This is a genomic window from Streptomyces sp. S.PB5 (assembly GCF_030403745.1).
Lineage (GTDB): Bacteria > Actinomycetota > Actinomycetes > Streptomycetales > Streptomycetaceae > Streptomyces.
The window spans coordinates 100,577-120,454 of the sequence record NZ_JAQMWP010000022.1; the positions used below are offsets into that span (position 1 = coordinate 100,577).

The 19,878-nt window shown below is 69.7% G+C and carries 17 protein-coding genes; 7 read left to right on the forward strand and 10 right to left on the reverse strand.

Annotation, left to right across the window (positions count from 1 at the left end; all coding sequences use genetic code 11):
* Positions 1-129: 129 nt before the first annotated feature.
* From PH203_RS41170 to PH203_RS41185, 4 genes are all read left to right on the forward strand, one after another.
* Positions 130-1,449 (forward strand): AI-2E family transporter, encoded by a 1,320-nt coding sequence (locus PH203_RS41170; protein WP_289927157.1) that lies wholly within the window; start codon positions 130-132, stop codon positions 1,447-1,449.
* Between the two features lie 310 nt (positions 1,450-1,759).
* On the forward strand, positions 1,760-2,623 hold the full coding sequence (locus PH203_RS41175; protein WP_289927158.1) for a MarR family transcriptional regulator: 864 nt from the start codon (positions 1,760-1,762) through the stop codon (positions 2,621-2,623).
* A gap of 114 nt (positions 2,624-2,737) precedes the next feature.
* A complete protein-coding gene (locus tag PH203_RS41180) occupies positions 2,738-3,124 on the forward strand; it encodes a roadblock/LC7 domain-containing protein (RefSeq protein ID WP_046262351.1) in 387 nt (128 codons plus the stop codon).
* Positions 3,125-3,128: 4 nt separating this feature from the next.
* Entirely contained in the window at positions 3,129-3,557 is a 429-nt protein-coding gene (locus PH203_RS41185; RefSeq protein WP_289927165.1) for a hypothetical protein, read from the forward strand.
* 74 nt (positions 3,558-3,631) lie between these two features.
* Here PH203_RS41185 and PH203_RS41190 read toward each other — a convergent pair whose 3' ends face one another.
* The 5 genes from PH203_RS41190 to PH203_RS41210 all read right to left on the reverse strand — a co-directional run bounded on the left by PH203_RS41190 (position 3,632) and on the right by PH203_RS41210 (position 8,457).
* The gene (locus PH203_RS41190; protein ID WP_289927167.1) at positions 3,632-5,968 is read right to left on the reverse strand and encodes an FtsX-like permease family protein; all 2,337 of its coding nucleotides are present in this window, start codon (positions 5,966-5,968) and stop codon (positions 3,632-3,634) included.
* Positions 5,965-6,651: an ABC transporter ATP-binding protein gene (locus PH203_RS41195; protein ID WP_289927169.1), complete on the reverse strand. Its 687-nt coding sequence runs from the start codon at positions 6,649-6,651 to the stop codon at positions 5,965-5,967. Before PH203_RS41195 ends, PH203_RS41190 begins: the two co-directional genes overlap by 4 nt.
* On the reverse strand, positions 6,648-7,172 hold the full coding sequence (locus tag PH203_RS41200; RefSeq protein WP_289927171.1) for a PadR family transcriptional regulator: 525 nt from the start codon (positions 7,170-7,172) through the stop codon (positions 6,648-6,650). Before PH203_RS41200 ends, PH203_RS41195 begins: the two co-directional genes overlap by 4 nt.
* A gap of 116 nt (positions 7,173-7,288) precedes the next feature.
* Positions 7,289-7,528: a hypothetical protein gene (locus PH203_RS41205; RefSeq protein ID WP_289927173.1), complete on the reverse strand. Its 240-nt coding sequence runs from the start codon at positions 7,526-7,528 to the stop codon at positions 7,289-7,291.
* Complete coding sequence (locus PH203_RS41210) at positions 7,525-8,457, reverse strand: SPFH domain-containing protein (RefSeq protein WP_289927175.1); 933 nt, start codon at positions 8,455-8,457, stop codon at positions 7,525-7,527. Before PH203_RS41210 ends, PH203_RS41205 begins: the two co-directional genes overlap by 4 nt.
* Before the next feature lie 259 nt (positions 8,458-8,716).
* On the opposite strand from PH203_RS41210, the gene PH203_RS41215 reads away from it, so the two are divergent.
* The gene (locus PH203_RS41215; RefSeq protein ID WP_289927177.1) at positions 8,717-10,999 is read left to right on the forward strand and encodes a transglycosylase domain-containing protein; all 2,283 of its coding nucleotides are present in this window, start codon (positions 8,717-8,719) and stop codon (positions 10,997-10,999) included.
* A 62-nt stretch (positions 11,000-11,061) separates the two neighbouring features.
* On the opposite strand, the gene PH203_RS41220 is transcribed toward PH203_RS41215, so the two are convergent.
* The 5 genes from PH203_RS41220 to PH203_RS41240 all read right to left on the reverse strand — a co-directional run bounded on the left by PH203_RS41220 (position 11,062) and on the right by PH203_RS41240 (position 18,385).
* Positions 11,062-13,146 (reverse strand): ATP-binding SpoIIE family protein phosphatase, encoded by a 2,085-nt coding sequence (locus PH203_RS41220; protein WP_289927178.1) that lies wholly within the window; start codon positions 13,144-13,146, stop codon positions 11,062-11,064.
* Between the two features lie 295 nt (positions 13,147-13,441).
* Positions 13,442-14,134 (reverse strand): DUF402 domain-containing protein, encoded by a 693-nt coding sequence (locus PH203_RS41225; RefSeq protein WP_289927180.1) that lies wholly within the window; start codon positions 14,132-14,134, stop codon positions 13,442-13,444.
* Between the two features lie 72 nt (positions 14,135-14,206).
* Positions 14,207-15,592 (reverse strand): class II fumarate hydratase, encoded by a 1,386-nt coding sequence (locus PH203_RS41230; RefSeq protein ID WP_289927182.1) that lies wholly within the window; start codon positions 15,590-15,592, stop codon positions 14,207-14,209.
* A gap of 54 nt (positions 15,593-15,646) precedes the next feature.
* On the reverse strand, positions 15,647-16,621 hold the full coding sequence (locus tag PH203_RS41235) for a hypothetical protein (RefSeq protein ID WP_289927183.1): 975 nt from the start codon (positions 16,619-16,621) through the stop codon (positions 15,647-15,649).
* A gap of 96 nt (positions 16,622-16,717) precedes the next feature.
* Entirely contained in the window at positions 16,718-18,385 is a 1,668-nt protein-coding gene (locus tag PH203_RS41240) for a fumarate hydratase (RefSeq protein ID WP_289927185.1), read from the reverse strand.
* Positions 18,386-18,562: 177 nt separating this feature from the next.
* On the opposite strand from PH203_RS41240, the gene PH203_RS41245 reads away from it, so the two are divergent.
* Positions 18,563-19,249, forward strand: a complete 687-nt coding sequence (locus PH203_RS41245; protein ID WP_289927187.1) for a DUF1707 domain-containing protein — start codon at positions 18,563-18,565, stop codon at positions 19,247-19,249.
* Between the two features lie 162 nt (positions 19,250-19,411).
* On the forward strand, positions 19,412-19,786 hold the full coding sequence (locus PH203_RS41250; RefSeq protein ID WP_289927188.1) for a WhiB family transcriptional regulator: 375 nt from the start codon (positions 19,412-19,414) through the stop codon (positions 19,784-19,786).
* Positions 19,787-19,878: the final 92 nt, after the last annotated feature.

Below are 19,878 nucleotides of genomic sequence, written 5' to 3' on the forward strand. Positions count from 1 at the left end.
CCTACGGTGAGGGGCTTTCGCCCTGTTACGGTCTGACGGACCGACGCACGACTCGCAGGCCCCGGACGACTCAGGGGCCTCCAGGGGGGAGTGGTGGGCACAGACGGGGGAAAGGGACGGATACGGATCATGTCGAGAGTGCCTGGGTGGCTCGGACGGCTCGGCCATGGACTGACCGAGATGGGTGAGCGGCTGGACGAGCGGCGCGCGGAGGCGGAGCGCGAGGAGACCGCGCAGGGCTCCGAGGAGCCCCCGCCGGCGCCCGAGGACGACTCGGCTCCCGTCGTCATCGAGCGTCCCGACCCCGCGCAGGTCGTCCCCTGGGGCATGCGGGTCGCCGCCGAGGCCGGCTGGCGGCTGCTCGTCCTCGCGGGCACGGTCTGGGTCCTGATGCGGGTCATCAGCGCGGTCCAGCTCGTCGTACTGGCCTTCGTGGCGGCGCTGCTGATCACCGCGCTCCTCCAGCCGACGGTCTCCTGGCTCCGGAAATACGGCGTCCCGCGCGGCCTCGCGACCGCGCTCACCGCGATTCTCGGCTTCGTCGTGATGGGCCTGATCGGGTGGTTCGTCACCTGGCAGGTCATGGAGAACATCGACAACGTCTCCGACCAGGTCCAGGACGGCATCGACGAGCTGCGGGACTGGCTGCTCAACAGCCCGTTCCATGTCACCGACAAGCAGATCAACGACATCTCCCAGAATCTGCAGGACGCGATCGGCGCGAACACGGACCAGATCACATCGGCGGGCCTCGAAGGCGTGACGGTCGTGGTGGAGGCGCTGACGGGCATACTGCTCGCGGCCTTCTCGACGCTGTTCCTCCTGTACGACGGCAAGCGGATCTGGGAGTGGACGCTGAAGCTGGTGCCGGCGGCGGCCCGGCCGGGGGTGGCGGGGGCCGGTCCCCGGGCGTGGCGCACGCTGACCGCCTATGTCCGCGGCACGGTGATAGTGGCTCTGATCGACGCCATCTTCATCGGCCTCGGCATCTACTTCCTCGGTGTCCCGATGGCCGTTCCGCTGGCGGTCTTCATCTTCCTGTTCGCGTTCATCCCGCTGGTGGGCGCGGTGGTCTCGGGCGCGCTCGCGGTGGTCGTCGCGCTGGTGACCCAGGGTGTGTTCACGGCGGTCATGTCCCTCGTCGTCGTGCTGGCGGTGCAGCAGATCGAGGGGCACATCCTCCAGCCGTTCATTCTGGGGCGGGCGGTACGGGTCCATCCGCTGGCGGTGGTGTTGTCGGTCGCGGCCGGGGGGATGGTGGCCGGGATCGGGGGTGCGGTGGTCGCGGTGCCGTTGGTGGCCGTCACGAACACGGTGGTGGGGTATCTGCGGTTGTACTCCCGGGAACAGGCGCTGAAGCAGGCGCCTCGGCCGCGGGGGGCGACGGCGGTGGACGCGGCGGTGGTGGAGCCGGCGTCACCGTCGCAGGATCCGCCGCCGGCCTCGTAGCCGCGCGGACCTTTCCTCGCCCCGCCGCCCCTTCCCGTCCCGACCCTGGGGGCTGCCGCCCCCAGACCCCCGCTTCGGCCCTTAAGGGGCCTCGTCCTCAAGCTCCGGACGGGCTGGATGGTTCCGCCGACAGTCGGCATGGAATCGTTCAAATGAGCGCCGAACAAAGCGAATTGGGCGGCGCTTCATCTCAAATTCCGTCAGGTGGGAGCAGGACGGAATAACCCGGCCGAAATATGCCCCGCGGCTGATACACATACCCCCCTCAGTGCTACGCGCCAGGCGTATGTGCGAAATGCCAGGGGGAGTGATGTCGGGCCTTCGTGACTCCCTCGACCTCGATCAGGTCGGCCACGATCTGGTGGCGCACGCCCTGTCGGTGTGCGGGCGGGAGGAGTTCAGCGGGGAGTTGCGGGTCGCCGGGGCGCCCGGTGGGACCCTGCATCTGCGCGGGGGGCTCGTGGTCGGGGCCGAGAGTCCGGGCGCCCCGGGGCCCGAGGCGCTGCTGCTGCGCTCCGGCCGGGTCAGCGGTGAGGAATGGGCCGCGCTGGTACGCGAGTCGGGCGGGGCGCGCTGGCCGGTGGCCGGGCTGATCGCCCGCGGTCACGCCGGTGCCGCCCAGCTCAAGGTCGTGTGTGTGATGGCGTTGCACGACGCGGTCTTCGCCGTCCTCGCCGGCCGGGTGCACGGCTGTGAACGCGTCGCCGAGACCGAGCCGTTCGCCACGGTCGCCGTGGGCGAGACGCCGCGGCGGCTGCTGCAGGAGGCCAGTCGGAGGCTCGGCGCACTGGCCGCCCTGTCCCACCCCGTACGCCCCGACCGGGAGCGCCCCACGCCCGTCCCCGGGGCGGGAACCGGTCCGCTCACCGTCCTCCAGCGTGAGCTGCTTGCTCAGGCCGACGGTCGCAGCACCGCCCGCGACCTGGCCTTCCGTACCGGACGCGGCGTCTACACCGTCACCGTCGAGATGGCCCGGATGCTCGACGAGGGGCTCCTGGAATGCCCCGAGGAGACCCTGCCGATCCCCGTCCGGCCCCTCCCCGAGGGCATCCGGCAGCGCGAACCGGTGCCCGTTCCCGAGCAGCCGTCCACCGCGCAACCCCCCGACCCCGGTGACCTGCCCCGCCGTAAACCCGGCGGCTTCTTCCGGCTGCGAAACGGAGCTCCCAAATAGGCCCTCATAGCCCTCATGGCCGTCACAGCCCTTGTGGCCCTCATATGAGCCCCCGAAGGGGCCTTCGCATCGCGAAGCCGATCAGACCCGAACAGAAATTGGGGAGTTGAGTACATGGATCACGAAGCACTGGCACTGGAAATGCGGGGCCTGCGCGAACAGGTGACCGGAATCACCGACACCGCCGTCGCCGCCGCCGACGGACTGCTCATCGCGGCGGACACCGCCGACTCCATCGACCCCGAGGGCCTCGCCGCCCTCGCCGCGGCCGGCCTCGGGCTCGCCCGCCGTACCGCCCAGGCGACCGCCCGGGGCACCCTGCGCCAGACCGTGACCTACGGCAGTCACGGCTGCGCGGCCTTCTACGCGGTCGGCGACACCGCCCTGATGGTCGTCCTCGGCGACGAGGGCATGGATGTCGACCGGCTGCACAGGGCGACCCAGCCCGCCCTCGACCGCATCGGGTCGATCCTCACGCACAAGGCAGCAGAAGGAGTCTGAAGGGATGGCGACGAAGCGTATGACCCCCGGTTTCTCCGACCAGGTGATGGGCCTGGTCAAATCCCTGCGCACGGACGCTCCGGACTGTGTCGCCTCGGGCGTGGTCGACATGTCCACCGGCATGCTCCTGTCGTACGAGACGGTCGAGAACCACCCGCCCGAGGTCCTGGACCTGCTCGCGGGCGCGACCCTCGACCTCTTCCAGGGCCGTACGGTCGTGATGATCGAGGACGTCTTCAAGGAGCGCCGCGGGATCAGCAGTGACAACCACTTCTTCCAGGAGATCCTGGTCAACAGCGAGAACCTCACCCACCTGTTCGTCCGGCTGAACGAGCAACAGGACGTCGTGGCCGTGGTGGTGTGCCGCAAGTCCGTGAACGTGGGCATGCTCTTCGCCCAAGTGCGGCGCGTGGTGCGGGAGTACAGCCTCTGACGGCATCGAGCCGGGCGCATCGAAAGGGCCCCTCCGGTGAAGGAGGGGCCCCCGTCCGGAAAGCCGGACTACTGCTACTCCGTCCGCAGTCCGTCCGGCCGCATCAGCCGCAGCAGCGGCGGCAGGCTGAGCAGGGTCACCACGAGGACGACCGCGGCGCCCGCGCCCGTCATCGACAGCACGCTCGGCCAGTGCACGGAGACCGGGGTGTCCGTCATCTTCAGCAGGACCGCGCCGAGTGTCAGCCCCACCGTCGAGGCCAGCACCAGCCCGAGGCCGATCGGGATCGCCGTCTGCCACAGCACCGACAGGCTCAGCGTGGAGCGCCGGGTGCCGAAGGCGATCAGCGACGACAGCAGCTTCTTGCGCTCGCGCAGCTGCTCCAGCTGGGAGACCAGCAGGCTCGCGCCGATCAGCAGCAGGACGCAGGTGGCGCCGATGAACAGGCCGCCGCGGATGGCGGCGTAGTTCTGGTCGCGCACGCTGGAGGTGAACTCGATGGGCTCGTTGTACGGATCGATGATCGCCCCCGTGTTGCGGACGTACTCCAGGGCGTCGGGCACGGCGTTGTCGAGCCCGAGGTACAGCTCGCCGGTGAGCAGCCGGTCGGCTCCGGAAGGCAGCGCCGAGGGCGTCAGCAGCAGGCCCGCGCGGCCGACCCGGCTCGCATCCGCGGTGCCCTGAACGGTCGTGAGACGGTCCGGGACGGTCCAGGCGACCGACTTCGTCGTCTTGTCGTCGTCGGAGTCGTCGAACCAGAGCTTGCTGCCGCTCTTGACCATTGCTTTCGTGTCGTAGTCGTAGTCGCCGGTCTTCAGGACGAACACATCGCCGTCCCGGCAGGAGGGGAGCGTCGCGACCTTGCTCAGGGACGCGCAGGTGCCGACGGACACCGGGGCGAAGTTCTCCGGGTCGACACGGCTGCTGACGAGGTACCCCTCGGAGAGGTCGTAGACGTGCTCGACGCCCCGGGTCGCCGCGAACTTCTCCTTGATCGGGGCCACCGGGCTCCCCGAAGGCACGTCCACGGCGATCTGCGCGCCGGTGACCTTCTGCGTCTTGTCCTCCGTGTACTGGCTGTCGACGCCGGCGAACAGCATCTGCAGGGCGATCGCCCCGGCCACCGCCACCGCGATGCCGTTGACCATGCGGGCCGCCGTACCGCTGCTCAACTGGAGCCTGCGGACGGCCAGTTGCCAGGCGACCGGTCCCGCGCCGAGCCGTGCGACCACGGCCTCGACGACCCAGGGGAGCAGCGCGGTCACCCCGACCAGCAGCAGCATCACACCGCCGATGGTGAGGTACTGGTTGAAGTTCCCGCCGTCACGGCCCTGGCCGATCATCGGGTAGAGCATCGCGAATCCGCCCAGCGGCAGCAGCAGCCGCCACCACAGCCGGCGCCGCGAGGGCTTCGCCGTACGCACCACGCCGAGCGGTTCGATGACGACCCCGCGCAGCGCGAACTGCGTGACCAGCACGGCGGCCGCGGGCACCGCGACGGCGACCAGCAGGGCCAGCAGGGGCGAGGGGTTGAGATAGCTCGGGAAGAAGCTGTAGTCGAAGACCTCTACGGAGCCCGCTATCTGACGTCCGATCAGGAAGAATCCGGTGCCCAGGACCAGTCCGACCAGGGCCCCGGCCATCGCCTCGCCCGCCGCGACCCGCCGGGTCATCCGCACGTCGGTGCCGATCAGCCGCAGCGCGGCGAGCCGCCGGTCGCGCCGTTCGCCGCCGAAGCGTACGGCCGCCGCGATGAAGACGGCGACGGGCGTCAGCAGCACCGCGAAGACGACCAGGATCAGCAGGAGCAGTACGGGGTCGAGCGGCTCCGAGGGCGGGCTGGGCTCCCCGAACCGGTCGATGCGGTTCACGGTGCCGCCGTCGATCTTCGATGCGAGGTTCTCGGCGCCCCGGTAGAAGGCGAGTTCGGCCGAACCGACCAGCCCGCTCTCCCCGATGGTCCCGACGATCCGCTCCGGCAGCCGCTCCCGCAGCAGCTTGCCGTCGTCGGAGTCCAGGAGCTTCTTCAGCGCGGGGGAGACGACCATCTCGCCCGGCTCGGGGAAGGCGGAAACCCCGGGCGGCAGCGGCGACTTGGCGCCCTCGGGCTCCAACTCCCGTCCCCGCACGTTCTTGTCGTGGTACGTCGTGGTGATGTACCCGACGACCAGCGTGTCGTCCGCCTTCTTCAGCCGTTCCGCGCTGAACCTCATGTCGGAGCGCGCCGTCTCCCGCTCGTCGCGCGTCGCCATGGCGTTCGGGATCGCGGTCGTCAGAAGCAGCAGCGCCACCCCGAGACCGACCCCGACGGCCGTCAGCAGCACCCGGATCCAGCCCTCGCGCCCTCCGGCGAACGCGAATCTGACCCCCATCGCGAGGTCCCGCGCCCACTGTCCCCCTGCGGAACTCATACGACTCGCTCCATGTCCCGGGACTTGCCGTCCCGTACGACGATCTCGCGGTCGGAGTAGGCCGCCACCCGCGCCTCGTGCGTGACGAGCACGACGGCCGCGTTGGTGGACCGCGCGGCCTCGGTGAGCAGCTCCATGACCCGCTCGCCGTTGAGCGAGTCGAGCGCGCCGGTCGGCTCGTCGGCGAACAGCACACGCGGGCTGGTCACCAGCGCCCGTGCCACCGCGACGCGCTGCCCCTGACCGCCGGAGACCTCCCCGGGCCGCTTCTTCCTCAGGTCGTCGACCTCGAGCCGTTCCATCCACCCGAGCGCGGTCTTCTCGGCCTCCTTGCGGGAGGTGCCGTTGAGCCGCAGCGGCAGGGCGACGTTCTCGACGCAGGTCAACTCGGGGACCAGCTGGCCGAACTGGAAGACGAACCCGAACTCGGAGCGGCGCAGCGCGCTGCGCTGGGCGTCGTTCATGGTCGCCATCTCGCGCCCGTTGTACATGATCGAGCCCGAGTCGGGCGTCACGATCCCGGCGAGACAGTGCAGCAGCGTCGACTTGCCGGACCCGGAGGGGCCCATCACGGCGACGACCTCACCGGGGTGGATGGAGAACTCGGCGCCGTCGAGCGCGAGGGTCGGGCCGTACGCCTTGCGCAGGTCGTCGGCCACGAGAAGGGAACCGGCAGGAGTCACTGGGCCACCACCTGGGCGAGTTTGTCGAGGCGCGCGGCGGTCAGTTCCAGCCAGCGCAGATCGGCTTCGAGATGGAACAGGGCGTGGTCGCAGATCAGCTGGTCCGCGAGGTCACCCTTCCGCTTGCGGTCGGTGAGGATCCGCATCATCCGCAGATGCTCCGAGCGCTGGGTGTCGAGGATGTCGGCCGCGTCGCGGTGCGTGAGCAGCGCCAGGACGACCTTCGTGTAGAGGGTCGACTGCAGATACGGCTCGGGCTTCTCCGGCGTGGCCAGCCACCGCTGTACGTCGGTGATGCCGGCCTCGGTGATCGCGTACCGCTTGCGCTCCGGACCGCCGCCCGCCTCGATGCCGTCGACCTCGACGAGACCGTTCTTCAGCAGGCGGGACATCGTCGAGTAGACCTGGCCGTAGTGCAGCGGCCGGTCGTGACCGAACTTCTCGTCGAAGGCCCGCTTCAGGTCGTAGCCGTGGCGGGGCCCGGACTCCAGGAGTCCCAAAAGGGTGTGACCGATGGACATGGGGAGGACTGTACATGCGGTGTATACCCCGCATGTATACGTCGAGTGTGTAGACCGTGGGAACAGGCGCCCAGCCGCAGGTGGGAGGCGATTGTCACGGTTCTGCTACACGGACCTCAGGTCTCTGGATCCACCGGCGGACGGCCCCGGCGGGGCAGCGGGCCGGCGTCCCGCGGCAGCCGCCCCGCCTCCTTCAAGGCGCGCCGCAGCAGGAACTCGATCTGGGCGTTGGCCGAGCGCAGCTCGTCCCCGGCCCACCGGGCCAGTGCCTCGTACACCGCGGGATCCAGGCGCAGCAGCACCTGCTTGCGCTGTGAGCGACCTTGAGGGGCCGAACCCCCGGCGGGGGCCGTCACTGGTAGAGGGTCCCCGTGTTCAGGACGGGCTGGGCCGCGCGGTCCCCGCACAGCACCACCATCAGGTTCGACACCATCGCCGCCTTCCGCTCCTCGTCCAGTGCCACGATGTCCTGCTCGCTGATCCGGGCCAGCGCCGCCTCGACCATCCCGACCGCGCCGTCCACGATCTGCCGCCGCGCCGCGACGATCGCCCCGGCCTGCTGCCGCTGGAGCATCGCCGAGGCGATCTCGGGAGCGTAGGCGAGGTGGGTGAAGCGGGACTCGATGATCTCGACGCCCGCCGCCTCCACGCGCGCGTGCAGCTCCAGGGCGAGCTTCTCGGTGATCTCCTCGGCGTTCCCGCGCAGCGACAGACCGCCCTCGTCATGGGCGTCGTACGGGTACTCGATGGCGATGTGCCGGACGGCCGCCTCGGTCTGCGTCGAGACGAACTCGATGTAGTCGTCCACCTCGAAGGTCGCCTGCGCGGTGTCCTCGACCCGCCACACCACGACCGCGGCGAGCTCGATCGGGTTGCCGTAGGCGTCGTTGACCTTCAGGACGGCCGTCTCGTGGTTCCGTACCCGCGTCGAGATCTTGGTGCGCGAGGTCAGCGGGTTCACCCAGCGCAGCCCGTCCTGCCGGATCGTCCCCCGGTACCGCCCGAAGAGCTGCACGACCCGCGCCTCGCCCGGCGCCACCATGTTCAGCCCGCACATGGCGAGGAAGGCGGCGATCCCGACCAGGATGCCGCCCACGATGAGCGCGGCTTTTGCGCCGGTCGCCGGGACCGCCGTAGCGGCCGCAATCATTCCGGCGCCCGCGAACAGCCCCAGCAGCCCGAGCAGCAGGGCCAGCCCTCCGCCGATGCTGTGCGCGGCGAACTCCCGCACGCGCGGTGCGGGCATCTCGGGTACGTCGACCGTGGTGTCGTCGTGGGTGGTCATGGGGTTCCCCCGTTCTCGTATGCCGTCATCCGGCATAGCTCTGGTCTATCTAAGTGATAGCACTTTTACCGGCGAAGGCAACCCTTCGAGTCGTTCGCTCGTCAGTTCCGTAAGGAATGGGTGCTGATTGTCACGTCCGCAAAAGACCGGATCGGCCGCCCTTTGTCACATCTCCCGGTGTTAGCTTTCTGAGCTGACCTGAGCGGCGAACCTGTGTGACGCGTGCGCACACACGAGCGAAGCGGAGCGGAACGGACCCATGGGACGAGCGGAAGAAAGACGAGCGCGACAGCGCGGCGGTCGCCGCCGTGCCGCGCCCAGAGGCCGTTCGTCGAGGATGGCGAGCGGCGGCAGCGAGAAGAGCGTCATACGCCGGCTCTTCACCTGGAAGAAGATCCTCGGCGCGTTCCTAGGCTTCTGCCTGCTCGGCATCGGCGCGTTCATCGTGCTGTACATGATGGTGCAGGTCCCCGAGGGGAACGCGCTGGCCCAGAAGCAGAGCAACACCATCCGGTACAGCAACGGCGACGTCCTGGTCCGGGACGGCGAGGTGAACCGCGAGAACGTCGACCTCGCCAAGATCCCCAAGAAGGTCCAGCTCACCTTCGTCGCCGCCGAGAACAAGTCCTTCTACCAGGACTCCGGCATCGACCTGAAGGGCACCGCCCGCGGTCTGCTCAACACGCTGTCCGGCAAGGGCAAGCAGGGTGGTTCGACGATCACCCAGCAGTACGTCAAGAACTACTACCTCACCCAGGACCAGACGGTCACCCGCAAGCTCAGGGAGCTGGTGATCTCGCTCAAGGTCGACCGCGAGAAGTCCAAGGACGAGATCCTCGCGGGCTACATCAACACCAGCTACTACGGCCGTACCGCCTACGGCATCCAGGCCGCCGCACAGGCCTACTACCGCGTCGACGCCGACGAGCTGAGCGTCGAGCAGGGCGCCTACCTCGCCGCGCTGCTGCAGGCGCCGAGCCAGTACGACTGGAACGTCGCCTCCAAGACCAGCAAGAAACTGGTCACGCAGCGCTGGAACTACGTCCTGGACAACATGGTCGAGGAAGGCTGGCTGGACGCCTCCGAGCGCGCGGACATGAAGTTCCCCGTCCCGAAGGAGCCCAAGCCCGAGGCCGGGCTCAAGGGACAGAAGGGCTACTTCGTCAAGCTCGCCAAGCAGCAGCTCGTCAAGCAGCTGATGGCCAACGACGACCTCACCGAGGACGAGGCCGAGGCGCAGTACGAAAAGGGTGGCTGGACCATCACCCTCAACATCGACAAGAAGAAGCAGGCCCAGCTGGAGAAGGCCGTCAAGACCCAGCTGACCGAGAACCTGGACCCGGACGAGCGGGCGGTCGACAAGAACATCCAGGCCGGTGCCGCCTCCGTCGACCCCAAGACGGGGAAGATCGTCGCCCTGTACGGCGGCGAGGACTACACCAAGCACTACTACAGCAACGCCAACCGCACCGACTACCAGCCCGCCTCGACGTTCAAGCCGGTCATCCTGGCGGCCGCCCTGGAGGAGGGCGCCGAGACCCAGGACGGCGACAAGATCACCGCTGACACGGTCTACGACGGCACCAGCAAGCGTCCGGTCGAGGGCAGCGACATCGCCTTCGCCCCGGAGAACGAGGACGACGAGGACTACGGCGACGTCACCGTCCAGACGGCGATGAACAAGTCCATCAACTCCGTCTTCGCGCAGATGGGCGTCGACGTGGGCATGGACAAGGTCCTGGCGACCGCCGAGAAGCTCGGCATGGACACCGGCGGCATGAAGGCGCTGCCCGCCTACACGCTCGGCACGATGGGCGCGAGCCCGATCCAGATGGCCGGCGTCTACGCCACCCTCGACAACCACGGCAAGAAGGTCACCCCGACCATCATCAAGTCGGCCGAGCGCAACGGCGCCCCGGTCGAGATGAGCGACGCGATCGGCGACCAGGTCATCAGCCGCGAGACCGCCGACGCGGTGACCTCGGTGCTGACGGGCGTGGTCGACGACGGTACGGCCAGGAGGGCCGTCCGCAACAACCCGCTGCGCGACGGCCAGGAGGTCGCCGGCAAGACGGGTACGTCCGACGACAACCTCTCGGCCTGGTTCACCGGCTACACGCCCGACCTGGTCACCTCGGTCGGCCTGTTCGGCGAGGACTTCAAGACCAAGAAGCAGGCCAAGATGTACGGCGCCGGCGGCGAGGACCGCGTCAACGGCGGTGGCTTCCCGGCGCAGATCTGGGCGGCGTACATGTTCGGAGTGACGTCCACGGACGCCGAGTTCGACCTGGACACCGACCAGGGCGCGGCGGTCGAACCGTCGTTCACCCCGTCGCAGACGCCCAGCCGGACGCCGACGGAGGAGCCGACGAGCCAGGAGCCGACGACTCAGGCCCCGACGACCAAGGCCCCGACCCAGACGCCCACTCAGACGCCCACCCAGACCCCGACGCAGACACCCACCCAGACACCCACGCAGACGCCGACGACGAAGCCGCCGATTGACGGCACGGACCCGGTGGACCCAGGGGGAGAGCAGTAACGGAAGGGCGCCCGGCCGCGAAGGCCGGGCGCCCTTTTGTCGGTTCGGGCCCAGGTGCGGGTCTAGCCCCGGTTCAGCTCGAACCAGACGACCTTGCCGGTGCTCAGCCGGGTCGCGCCCCAGCGCCGCGCCATCTTGTTCACCAGGTACAGCCCGCGCCCGCCCTCGTCGGTGGCCCGGGCCTGCCGCAGTCGCGGCAACTGAGGCACGTCGTCGCCGACTTCGCAGCGCAGCACATCGGTCCGCAGCAGCCGCAGGGTCACCGGCCGCGAGGCGTACCGCACCGCGTTCGTGACGACCTCGCTCACCAAGAGCTCGACGGAGTCGCTCAGTTCCTCGAGTCCCCAGCGGGACAGGGCCCGCCGGGCCAGCCGGCGGGCACGGCCGGGCGCCGCGTCCTCCGGCTCCAGGAACCAGTACGCCACGTCGCTCGGCGCGATCCCGTGGAACCGCGCGGCGAGCAGCGCGATGTCGTCGTCGCGGTCGCCGGGACCGAGCATGTCGAGCACCTCGTCGCAGAGCGCCTCCAGCGGCGGCGGATGGTCCGGCCCGGTCAGCTGCGCGGTCGCGGCGAGCTTCTCCCGCAGCTGCTCTATGCCGGTCCACACGTCCCGCAGGCGGGACTCGACCAGCCCGTCGGTGTACAGGAGCAGCGTCGCCCCGGCCGGGGCGTCGAGCTCCACGGCCTCGAAGTCGACGCCGCCGACACCGATCGGCGCGCCCGGGGGCACCCGGAGGACCTCGGCACGGCCGCCCAGGTGCAGCAGAACCGGCGGCGGATGCCCGGCGTTGGCGATCGTGATCCGGTGCGACACCGGGTCGTAGACGGCGTAGAGGCAGGTGGCCATGCGGTCCGTGCCGAGGCGCTGGGCCTGCTCGTCGAGGTGGTGCAGCACCTCCTGCGGCGGCAGGTCCAGCCCCGCGAGGGTCTGGGCCGTGGTCCGCAGCTGGCCCATGATCGCGGCGGAGGTCATGGAGTGCCCCATGACGTCACCCACGACCAGCGCCACCCGGCTGCCCGGCAGCGGGATCGCGTCGTACCAGTCGCCGCCGACACGCGCGGTCTCGGCGGCCGGGAGATAGCGCGAGGCCAGCCGGACGCCCGTCGGCTGCGGCAGGGTCTCCGGGAGCATGGTGCGCTGCAGTTCGTCGGCGATGTAGGCCTCACGGCCGTACAGCACCGCCTTGTCGATGCCGAGCGCGCTGTGCGTGGCGAGCTGGGCGGCGACCAGGAGGTCGTCCGGCTCGAACGGGATGCGGTCCGGGCGGCGCAGGAACACCGCGGCGCCGATGACCCGGCGCCGGCCCCGCAGCGGGGCCAGGATGGCGCGCTGACCGCCCGGGACGATCAACTCCCCGCCCTCGCCGAGAAGTTCCGGCAGCGCGGCGCGGGCGGCGGTGGAGTCAGTGAAGACGGGCCGCACGCCTCGCAGCACCTCGGCGAGCGCACCGCCGGTCCGTACCTCGCACAGCTCCGCGGTGACGGCCGACAGCTCGGTCAGCTCAGGCGGCTCCGGCTGCAGCGCGGGCGAGACGAAACCGCCCTCGGTGTCCCGCTCCTCGGGTATCCGGTCGGTCCGGCGCAGCCGCAGCACGAGCGGGCCGGTGGGCCGCTCGTCGCCGACCGGCAGCGGGTCGCGCAGATAGACCAGGATCGCGTCCGAGAACGTCGGCACGGTCGCCCGGCACAGCCCCATGACGATCTCGTCGAGGTCGATGCCGCGGGCGATCCGCCGGGTCGCCGCGCCCACGAAGCGCAGCCGGTCGCCGTCCCGCCGCATGGGCGTGGGCCGGCCGGGCGGCAGGCCCTGGCCGGTACGCCGCTCAGGACCGTCGGACACGGTCTCCGGCGCCGCGGGCATGCCCTCGGGGACCGGCCGCGGACGGTGGGTGTCCGGCTCGGAGGCGGCGGTGGGCTGGGAGTGCTCGGGGTCGCTGCCGGGCGCGGGGACGGTCGTGTCGGACCCGGAGGAAGCGGAGGAAGCGGAGGAACCGGGGGACGGTGCCTCACCGGCTCCGGAGCCGGCCCGGGCCTGTGCCGGTAAAGCGCTGTGCGGGGGCGTGGAGGCGCGCAGGAGCGCCCCGCGAGGGTCCGCGGGGTCGGCGCCCGGCTGGGGGCGCTCGAAGGACGTGGGCTGCTCCGTCACGCGTGTCGAATCCGTCCGTCGGTGGCTGTGCGCCGCGCGCTCAGTTCGTCCCGCCGAAATGCCGATACCCGGTATACGTGCCCCAGGAACGGAATTCCAGCGTGGTCAGAGGCTGTTCCTGTGCCACCGGCGGAGCGTCTGGCCTCCGTACCGGTGTTGCCCTCGTACCCCTCGCTCACGTCCTGCCGCCCCTCGGTGACGAATGGTCAAGCTCGATGCACGCTCCGGTAGTTGCCGCCGCGCGCTCTTGCGGAGGACGATCCTACGTTTGTTGCCCGGGGGCGCATCAAGGGTCTCATGAGGACACGTGCGCGGGCGTACGGTCCCAGTCTTCCGGCAGCAACGGTACGGCCCAGGACGGATCCGGGCGCCAGTGCTGCCAGCCGTCCGAGTACGGCCTGCCCCAGGCGCGGATCACCTCCACCGCGGACCGCCCCGCCCGCAGCACCTCTTCGGCCTGCCCGGTGTCCATCAGCCCGTCCCGCTGGGCCTGCGCGAACTCGTCCTCGTCGCGCCAGTGCCAACTGCGGTCCGGGTGCACGGAGATGTCCAGAAAGTGATCCTCGGAGTCCACCCCGCCGCCCCAACGGACCAGCGGCTCCTCAAGGTTGACGTACCAGTTCTTGAACTGCCAGCCCGGCTCCCAGAACAGCCACACCGACCACGGCTCGCCCGGCCGGGCCAGCTTCAGCACCCCGGTCCCGAACCAGTGGCCGCGCTGCACGGTGCGCGGCTTGGTGTACCGGGTCTCCAGCGGCTCGGCGTGCACGGAGGTGCCGTCGGCGAGCACCGGCTTCACGCACTCGGTGCCGGGGGCCATCCACACGGCCAGCAGGTCATGATCGTCCCGCACGACGGTCACAGGGCGTGCGATGTGGAAGCGCGCACCGCCGTTCTCCCGGTACCGCCACAGGATCTGACTCCCGGGCTCCCAGAAGGACGTCGACGCGCTCGCTTCCACCGCTCTCACCGCTCCACCGTCTGCCATGAACAGATATTAGGTGCCGTAGGCATACGACGCTGCGGCGCGTGTCACGGTTCACGCCGGGGACGTGAAAGGTTACGGATGCGTCATACCCAGGACATCCAGCGCCTCGTCGAGCTGCTCGACGCTGAGGTCGCCGCGCTCGACATACCCGCTCTCCAGGACGACCTGACGAATGGTCTTGCGTTCCGCGAGCGCCTTCTTGGCGACCTTCGCCGCCTCCTCGTACCCGATGTACTTGTTCAACGGCGTGACCACGGAGGGTGACGACTCGGCGTACTCACGCGCGCGTTCCCGGTGCGCGACGATGCCGTCGACGGTGCGGTCGGCGAGGAGCCGGGAGACGTTGGCGAGCAGCCGGATCGACTCGAGCACGTTCTTGGCGATGACCGGCAGCATCACATTGAGCTCGAAGTTGCCGGCGGTCCCCGCGGCGGCGACGGTCGCGTCATTGCCGACGACCTGGGCGGAGACCATGAGCACGGCCTCGGGGATCACGGGGTTGACCTTGCCGGGCATGATCGACGATCCCGGCTGGAGGTCGGGCAGCGAGATCTCGGCGAGCCCGGTGCGCGGCCCGGAGGCCATCCACCGCAGATCGTTTGCGATCTTCGTGAGGGAGCCGGCGATGGTCCGCAGCTGCCCGCTGGTCTCGACGATCCCGTCCCGCGCGCCCTGCGCCTCGAAGTGGTCGCGCGCCTCGGTGAGCGGCAGCCCGGTGACACGGGCGACCTCCTCGATGACGGCGGCGGAGAACCCGGGCGGAGTGTTGATCCCGGTCCCGACGGCGGTCCCCCCGAGGGGCAGCTCGGCCAGCCGGGGGAGCGAGGCCTGCAGCCGCTCGATCCCGTACCGGATCTGAGCGGCGTACCCGCCGAACTCCTGCCCCAGCGTCACCGGCGTGGCATCCATGAGATGCGTACGCCCGGACTTCACGACGTCCGCGAACTCCTCCGACTTGCGGGTCAGGGAGTCGGCGAGGTGCTGGAGCGCGGGGATCAGATCCCGGGTGACGGCGGCGGTCGCGGCGATGTGGATGGAGGAGGGGAAGACGTCGTTGGAGGACTGCGAGGCGTTGACGTGATCGTTGGGGTGCACGTCCCGCCCCAGCCGCTCGGTGGCGAGCGTGGCGATGACCTCGTTGGTGTTCATGTTGGACGAGGTACCGGACCCGGTCTGGAAGACGTCGACGGGAAAGTGCTCGTCCCACTCGCCGGTGGCGACCTCGGCCGCGGCCTCCTGGATCGCCTCGGCGACGTCCTTGTCGAGCACTCCCAGCCGCGCGTTCACCTTCGCGGCGGCCCCCTTGATCCGCGCGAGCGCCTCGATGTGCGCCCGCTCGATCCGCTGCCCGGAGATGGGGAAGTTCTCTACGGCCCGCTGCGTCTGCGCCCGCCACTTGGCGTCGCCGGGGACGCGGACCTCGCCCATGGAGTCGTGCTCGATGCGGTATTCGCTCATGCCGGGTACAGCGATCGGGACATCGCAGATGTTCCGGCCGGTGCGCCGAACGCCTCAGCAGGCCGGGTCGCCCTGGGCCGAGACCGTGCATTCGGTCACGAAAGGATCAATGGGGCGCACCGTGAACCTCTGCGCGCGCTGCTCGGCGATGCCGTGGACGGTGAAGTCCTTGCCGTTGTTCGTGATCTCCTGGGTGTGGGTGCCCTCGGAATCGACATAGGTGGCCTCGAACGACTTCCAGGTGCAGTCCTGCGTCCCGGAGGTGACCGCGATCCGCAGCCCGCCCGGGGTCGCCCCGTTGCCGAGGTCGATCTTGCGGTGGGCGAAGAACGGCTTCTCGAAGTTCTCCTCCGAGGTGGCGAGCGCGACGGGATCGGGGCGCGTCAGGTCGAAGAGCATGCCCTCGTAGCCGCCGCCCCCCTGCCCCACGAAGTCGATGGCCGCGACCGCCCGAGCCGGAGCGCATCTCAGACCCTTGACACGCAGGTCGTTGACGACGAGGCCGGCTTGCCGGTCGCTGAGAAGATCCACCAGCCAGGCTTCCGAGTAAGCGGGAGAGGAGCCCTTCATGCCAGTGGGACGGACGGCCGCGTAAAAGACGTCCCGTCCGTGACGGGTCTTCATGAAGGACCGCAGACTGCCGAGGTCCTCCACGCCCATGCCGAGCAGCGTGCGCTTGTCCTCGGTGGAGAACGGCTTGTCGAAGAGCGTCGCCTTGGGGTCGTTGAGGTCCCACGCGTCCGCCCGCACGGAGGCCGTGAACGCCGGACCCGCATGATCGATCTTGTCGTCGGCCTCGCTCGCGACCCGTGCGTCGTGCTCGGCGAACAACCAGTCGGCGCTCCTGGCCCCGAGGAGACCCAGGACCGCGAGCACCGCCCCGCAGGCCAGGCTGACGGCGATCCGCCGGTTGCGGGCCCGCCGCTCCAGCCCGGCCGCCTCGGGCACGACGGTGGCGATGACATCGTCCGCGAGGGAGGACGACGCCACGGGCTGCCGCTCGGGCGGCGGTGTGTCGGTTTCGGACATGAGACGGGCCCACCAGGACTCGATAACCGTGACGAAAAGGGAGTTGATGCTACGTCACGGACCTCGCCGCAGGTGGGCCCGCCTTCGAAGAGCCGGTTACGCCAGCCCGGGCCCCCGCACGGGGATGGAGGTGAACGTCGGCGCCGGCGCCGGGTCCTGGAAGAAGTCGTTGCCCTTGTCGTCCACCACGATGAACGCCGGGAAGTCCTCGACCTCGATCTTCCAGACCGCCTCCATGCCGAGTTCCTCGTACTCGACGACCTCGACCTTCTTGATGCAGTCCTGGGCGAGCCGGGCGGCCGGGCCGCCGATGGAGCCGAGGTAGAAGCCGCCGTGGGTGTCGCAGGCCTTGGTGACCTGGGCGGACCGGTTGCCCTTCGCGAGCATCACCATGGAGCCGCCCGCCGCCTGGAACTGCTCGACGTAGGAGTCCATACGGCCGGCCGTCGTCGGGCCGAAGGAGCCGGAGGCGTAGCCCTCGGGGGTCTTCGCCGGGCCCGCGTAGTACACCGGGTGGTCCTTCAGGTACTGCGGCATCTCCTCGCCCGCGTCAAGGCGCTCCTTGATCTTGGCGTGCGCGATGTCACGCGCCACGACCAGCGGGCCGGAGAGGGACAGGCGGGTCTTGACCGGGTACTTCGTCAGCTCGGCGAGGATCGACTCCATGGGCTGGTTGAGGTCGATCTTGACGACGTCACCGGCCTCGTCCAGGTGCTCGTCCGTCGTCTCCGGCAGGAACCGCGCCGGGTCCGTCTCCAGCTGCTCAAGGAACACGCCCTCGGCGGTGATCTTCGCGACCGCCTGGCGGTCGGCTGAGCAGGAGACCGCGATGGCGACCGGGCAGGACGCGCCGTGGCGGGGCAGGCGCACCACGCGCACGTCGTGGCAGAAGTACTTGCCGCCGAACTGCGCGCCGATGCCGATCCTCTGCGTCAGCTCGAAGACCTTCTGCTCCAGGTCCTTGTCGCGGAAGCCGTGACCCAGCTCCGAGCCCTCCGCCGGGATCTCGTCCAGGTAGTGCGCGGAGGCGTACTTCGCGGTCTTCAGGGCGTACTCGGCGCTGGTGCCGCCGACCACGATCGCCAGGTGGTACGGCGGGCAGGCGGCCGTACCGAGCGAACGGATCTTCTCCTCCAGGAACTTCATCATGGAGGCCTCGTTCAGGACGGCCTTCGTCTCCTGGTAGAGGAAGGACTTGTTGGCGCTGCCGCCGCCCTTCGCCATGAACAGGAACTTGTACGCGCCGCCGTCCGTCGCGTACAGCTCGATCTGGGCGGGGAGGTTCGAGCCGGTGTTCTTCTCGTCCCACATGGTCAGCGGGGCCATCTGCGAGTACCGCAGGTTCAGGTTCAGGTACGCGTCGTAGATGCCCTTCGACAGGGCCTCCTCGTCGCCGCCCTGCGTCAGGACGTTCTGGCCGCGCTTGCCCATCACGATCGCCGTACCGGTGTCCTGGCACATCGGCAGGACGCCCGCGGCCGCGATGTTCGCGTTCTTCAGCAGGTCCAGCGCCACGAACTTGTCGTTGCTGGACGCCTCGGGGTCGTCGATGATCCGGCGCAGCTGGGCGAGGTGGGCGGGGCGCAGGTAGTGCTGGATGTCGTGGATGGCCTCTTCGGCGAGCTTGCGCAGCGCTTCCGGCTCGACCTTGAGGAACGTGCGCCCGTCGGCCTCGAAGGTGGAGACACCCTCGGAGGTCACCAGCCGGTAGGGGGTGGTGTCCTCTCCCATGGGGAGCAGATCGGTGTACGCGAACTCAGGCATCTCAGCCCATTCCTCACTTGGTGACGGCGACCGGCCTCCGTTGGCAGGCCTCACCAGCGTAGAACCTGGTCGAGGGCGGAGGCTTGTGAGGTAAGGCTCAGTTGGACGCGGCCCGTCGCCGGCCGGGTTTTCCACAGGGCCTAGTCGCGATCTATCGCGTTTGGGTACGCTGCTGCCGTGGACCTTGAGAAGCAGACTCAGCCCGCTGCAGCCACCGACCTGCGCGCCTCCGACGCCGACCGTGACCGCATCGCCGACATCCTGCGCGAGGCCCTGGCCGAGGGCCGCCTCACCGCCGACGAGCACGCGGAGCGGGTGGAGGGCGTGCTCGCCGCCAAGACGGTCGGCGAGCTGGACGTCTTCATCCAGGACCTGCCCGCCGCCCATCAGCGGCGTACGGCTCCGGCCGCGGCCGCCCCCAACCGCCCCACCGCCGGCGCCATCCCGCTCGACCCCGACGAGAACGTGGTGGCGGTGTTCAGCGGCGCCGTCCGCAAGGGCCGCTGGCGCGCGGGCCGCCGTATCCACGCGTACGCGATCTTCGGCAGTGTGGAGATAGACCTCAGTGAGGCGCTCTTCGAGTACCAGCAGGTCGTGATCAAGGCGATCTCGGTCTTCGGCAGCGTCGAGGTCCGCGTCCCGGAGAACGTGTCGCTGCGCGGCACCGGCGGCGGCGTCCTCGGCAACTTCGAGGTGCACACGCTCGATTCGGACGACCCCGCGGCTCCGGTCGTGTATGTCGACGGGTGGGCCGTACTCGGCAATGTGGAGGGAAGGCCCAAGCGGGGCAAGCTCGTTGCGGACATACTCGATCGCGTTCAGCACAAGGTCGACAAGAGTTTGCGCAAGCATCTGGATCGTTGACGATTGTGAATCGGGCGACTGCGAAACGATCCGTTCCACTCACACCCCAGCACGGGACCACCCGGAATCCAGCGGTTCGGAACTCAGTGCATAGGCGCGCGCACAGCGGGTAGGGCTTGCTGCATCGTCTCTCGCTCGCGAAGCCGTCGTCAGGAGTAGACCGTGCTGCAACCGCCGCATTCGTCCCTGCAGGTAGCCGTCGTTCCGGCCCAGCGGGTGCCAGCGCGAGACAGGGACCAAGACGCGCCCTGGCACACCGAGGCCGTGTGCCGACGCGACGAGGCCGGCCTGTTCTTCGCCCCCTCAAAGGAGCCCACCGCGGCCCGGCTCTCCCGAGAGGAGGCCGCCAAGCGCGTCTGTGCCCGCTGCCCGGTGATGGTCGAGTGCCGGGAGCACGCGCTCCTGCAACCGGAGCCCTACGGCGTCTGGGGCGGCCTGACCGCCGCCGAGCGCCGGGTGGTCCTGGCCAGGCGCAGGCGCCGGGACATGGAGCTGAAGAAGGCCGCCAGGGCGTCCCGCATAGCGCAGGCGGGCTGAACGCCGTAGGGACATGAGTGGGGCGCCCCCTCCGCACCGGGGGCGCCCCACTGGTCCTGCTCTCGGCTTGGTCTTTCTCTCGACTTGCCGTC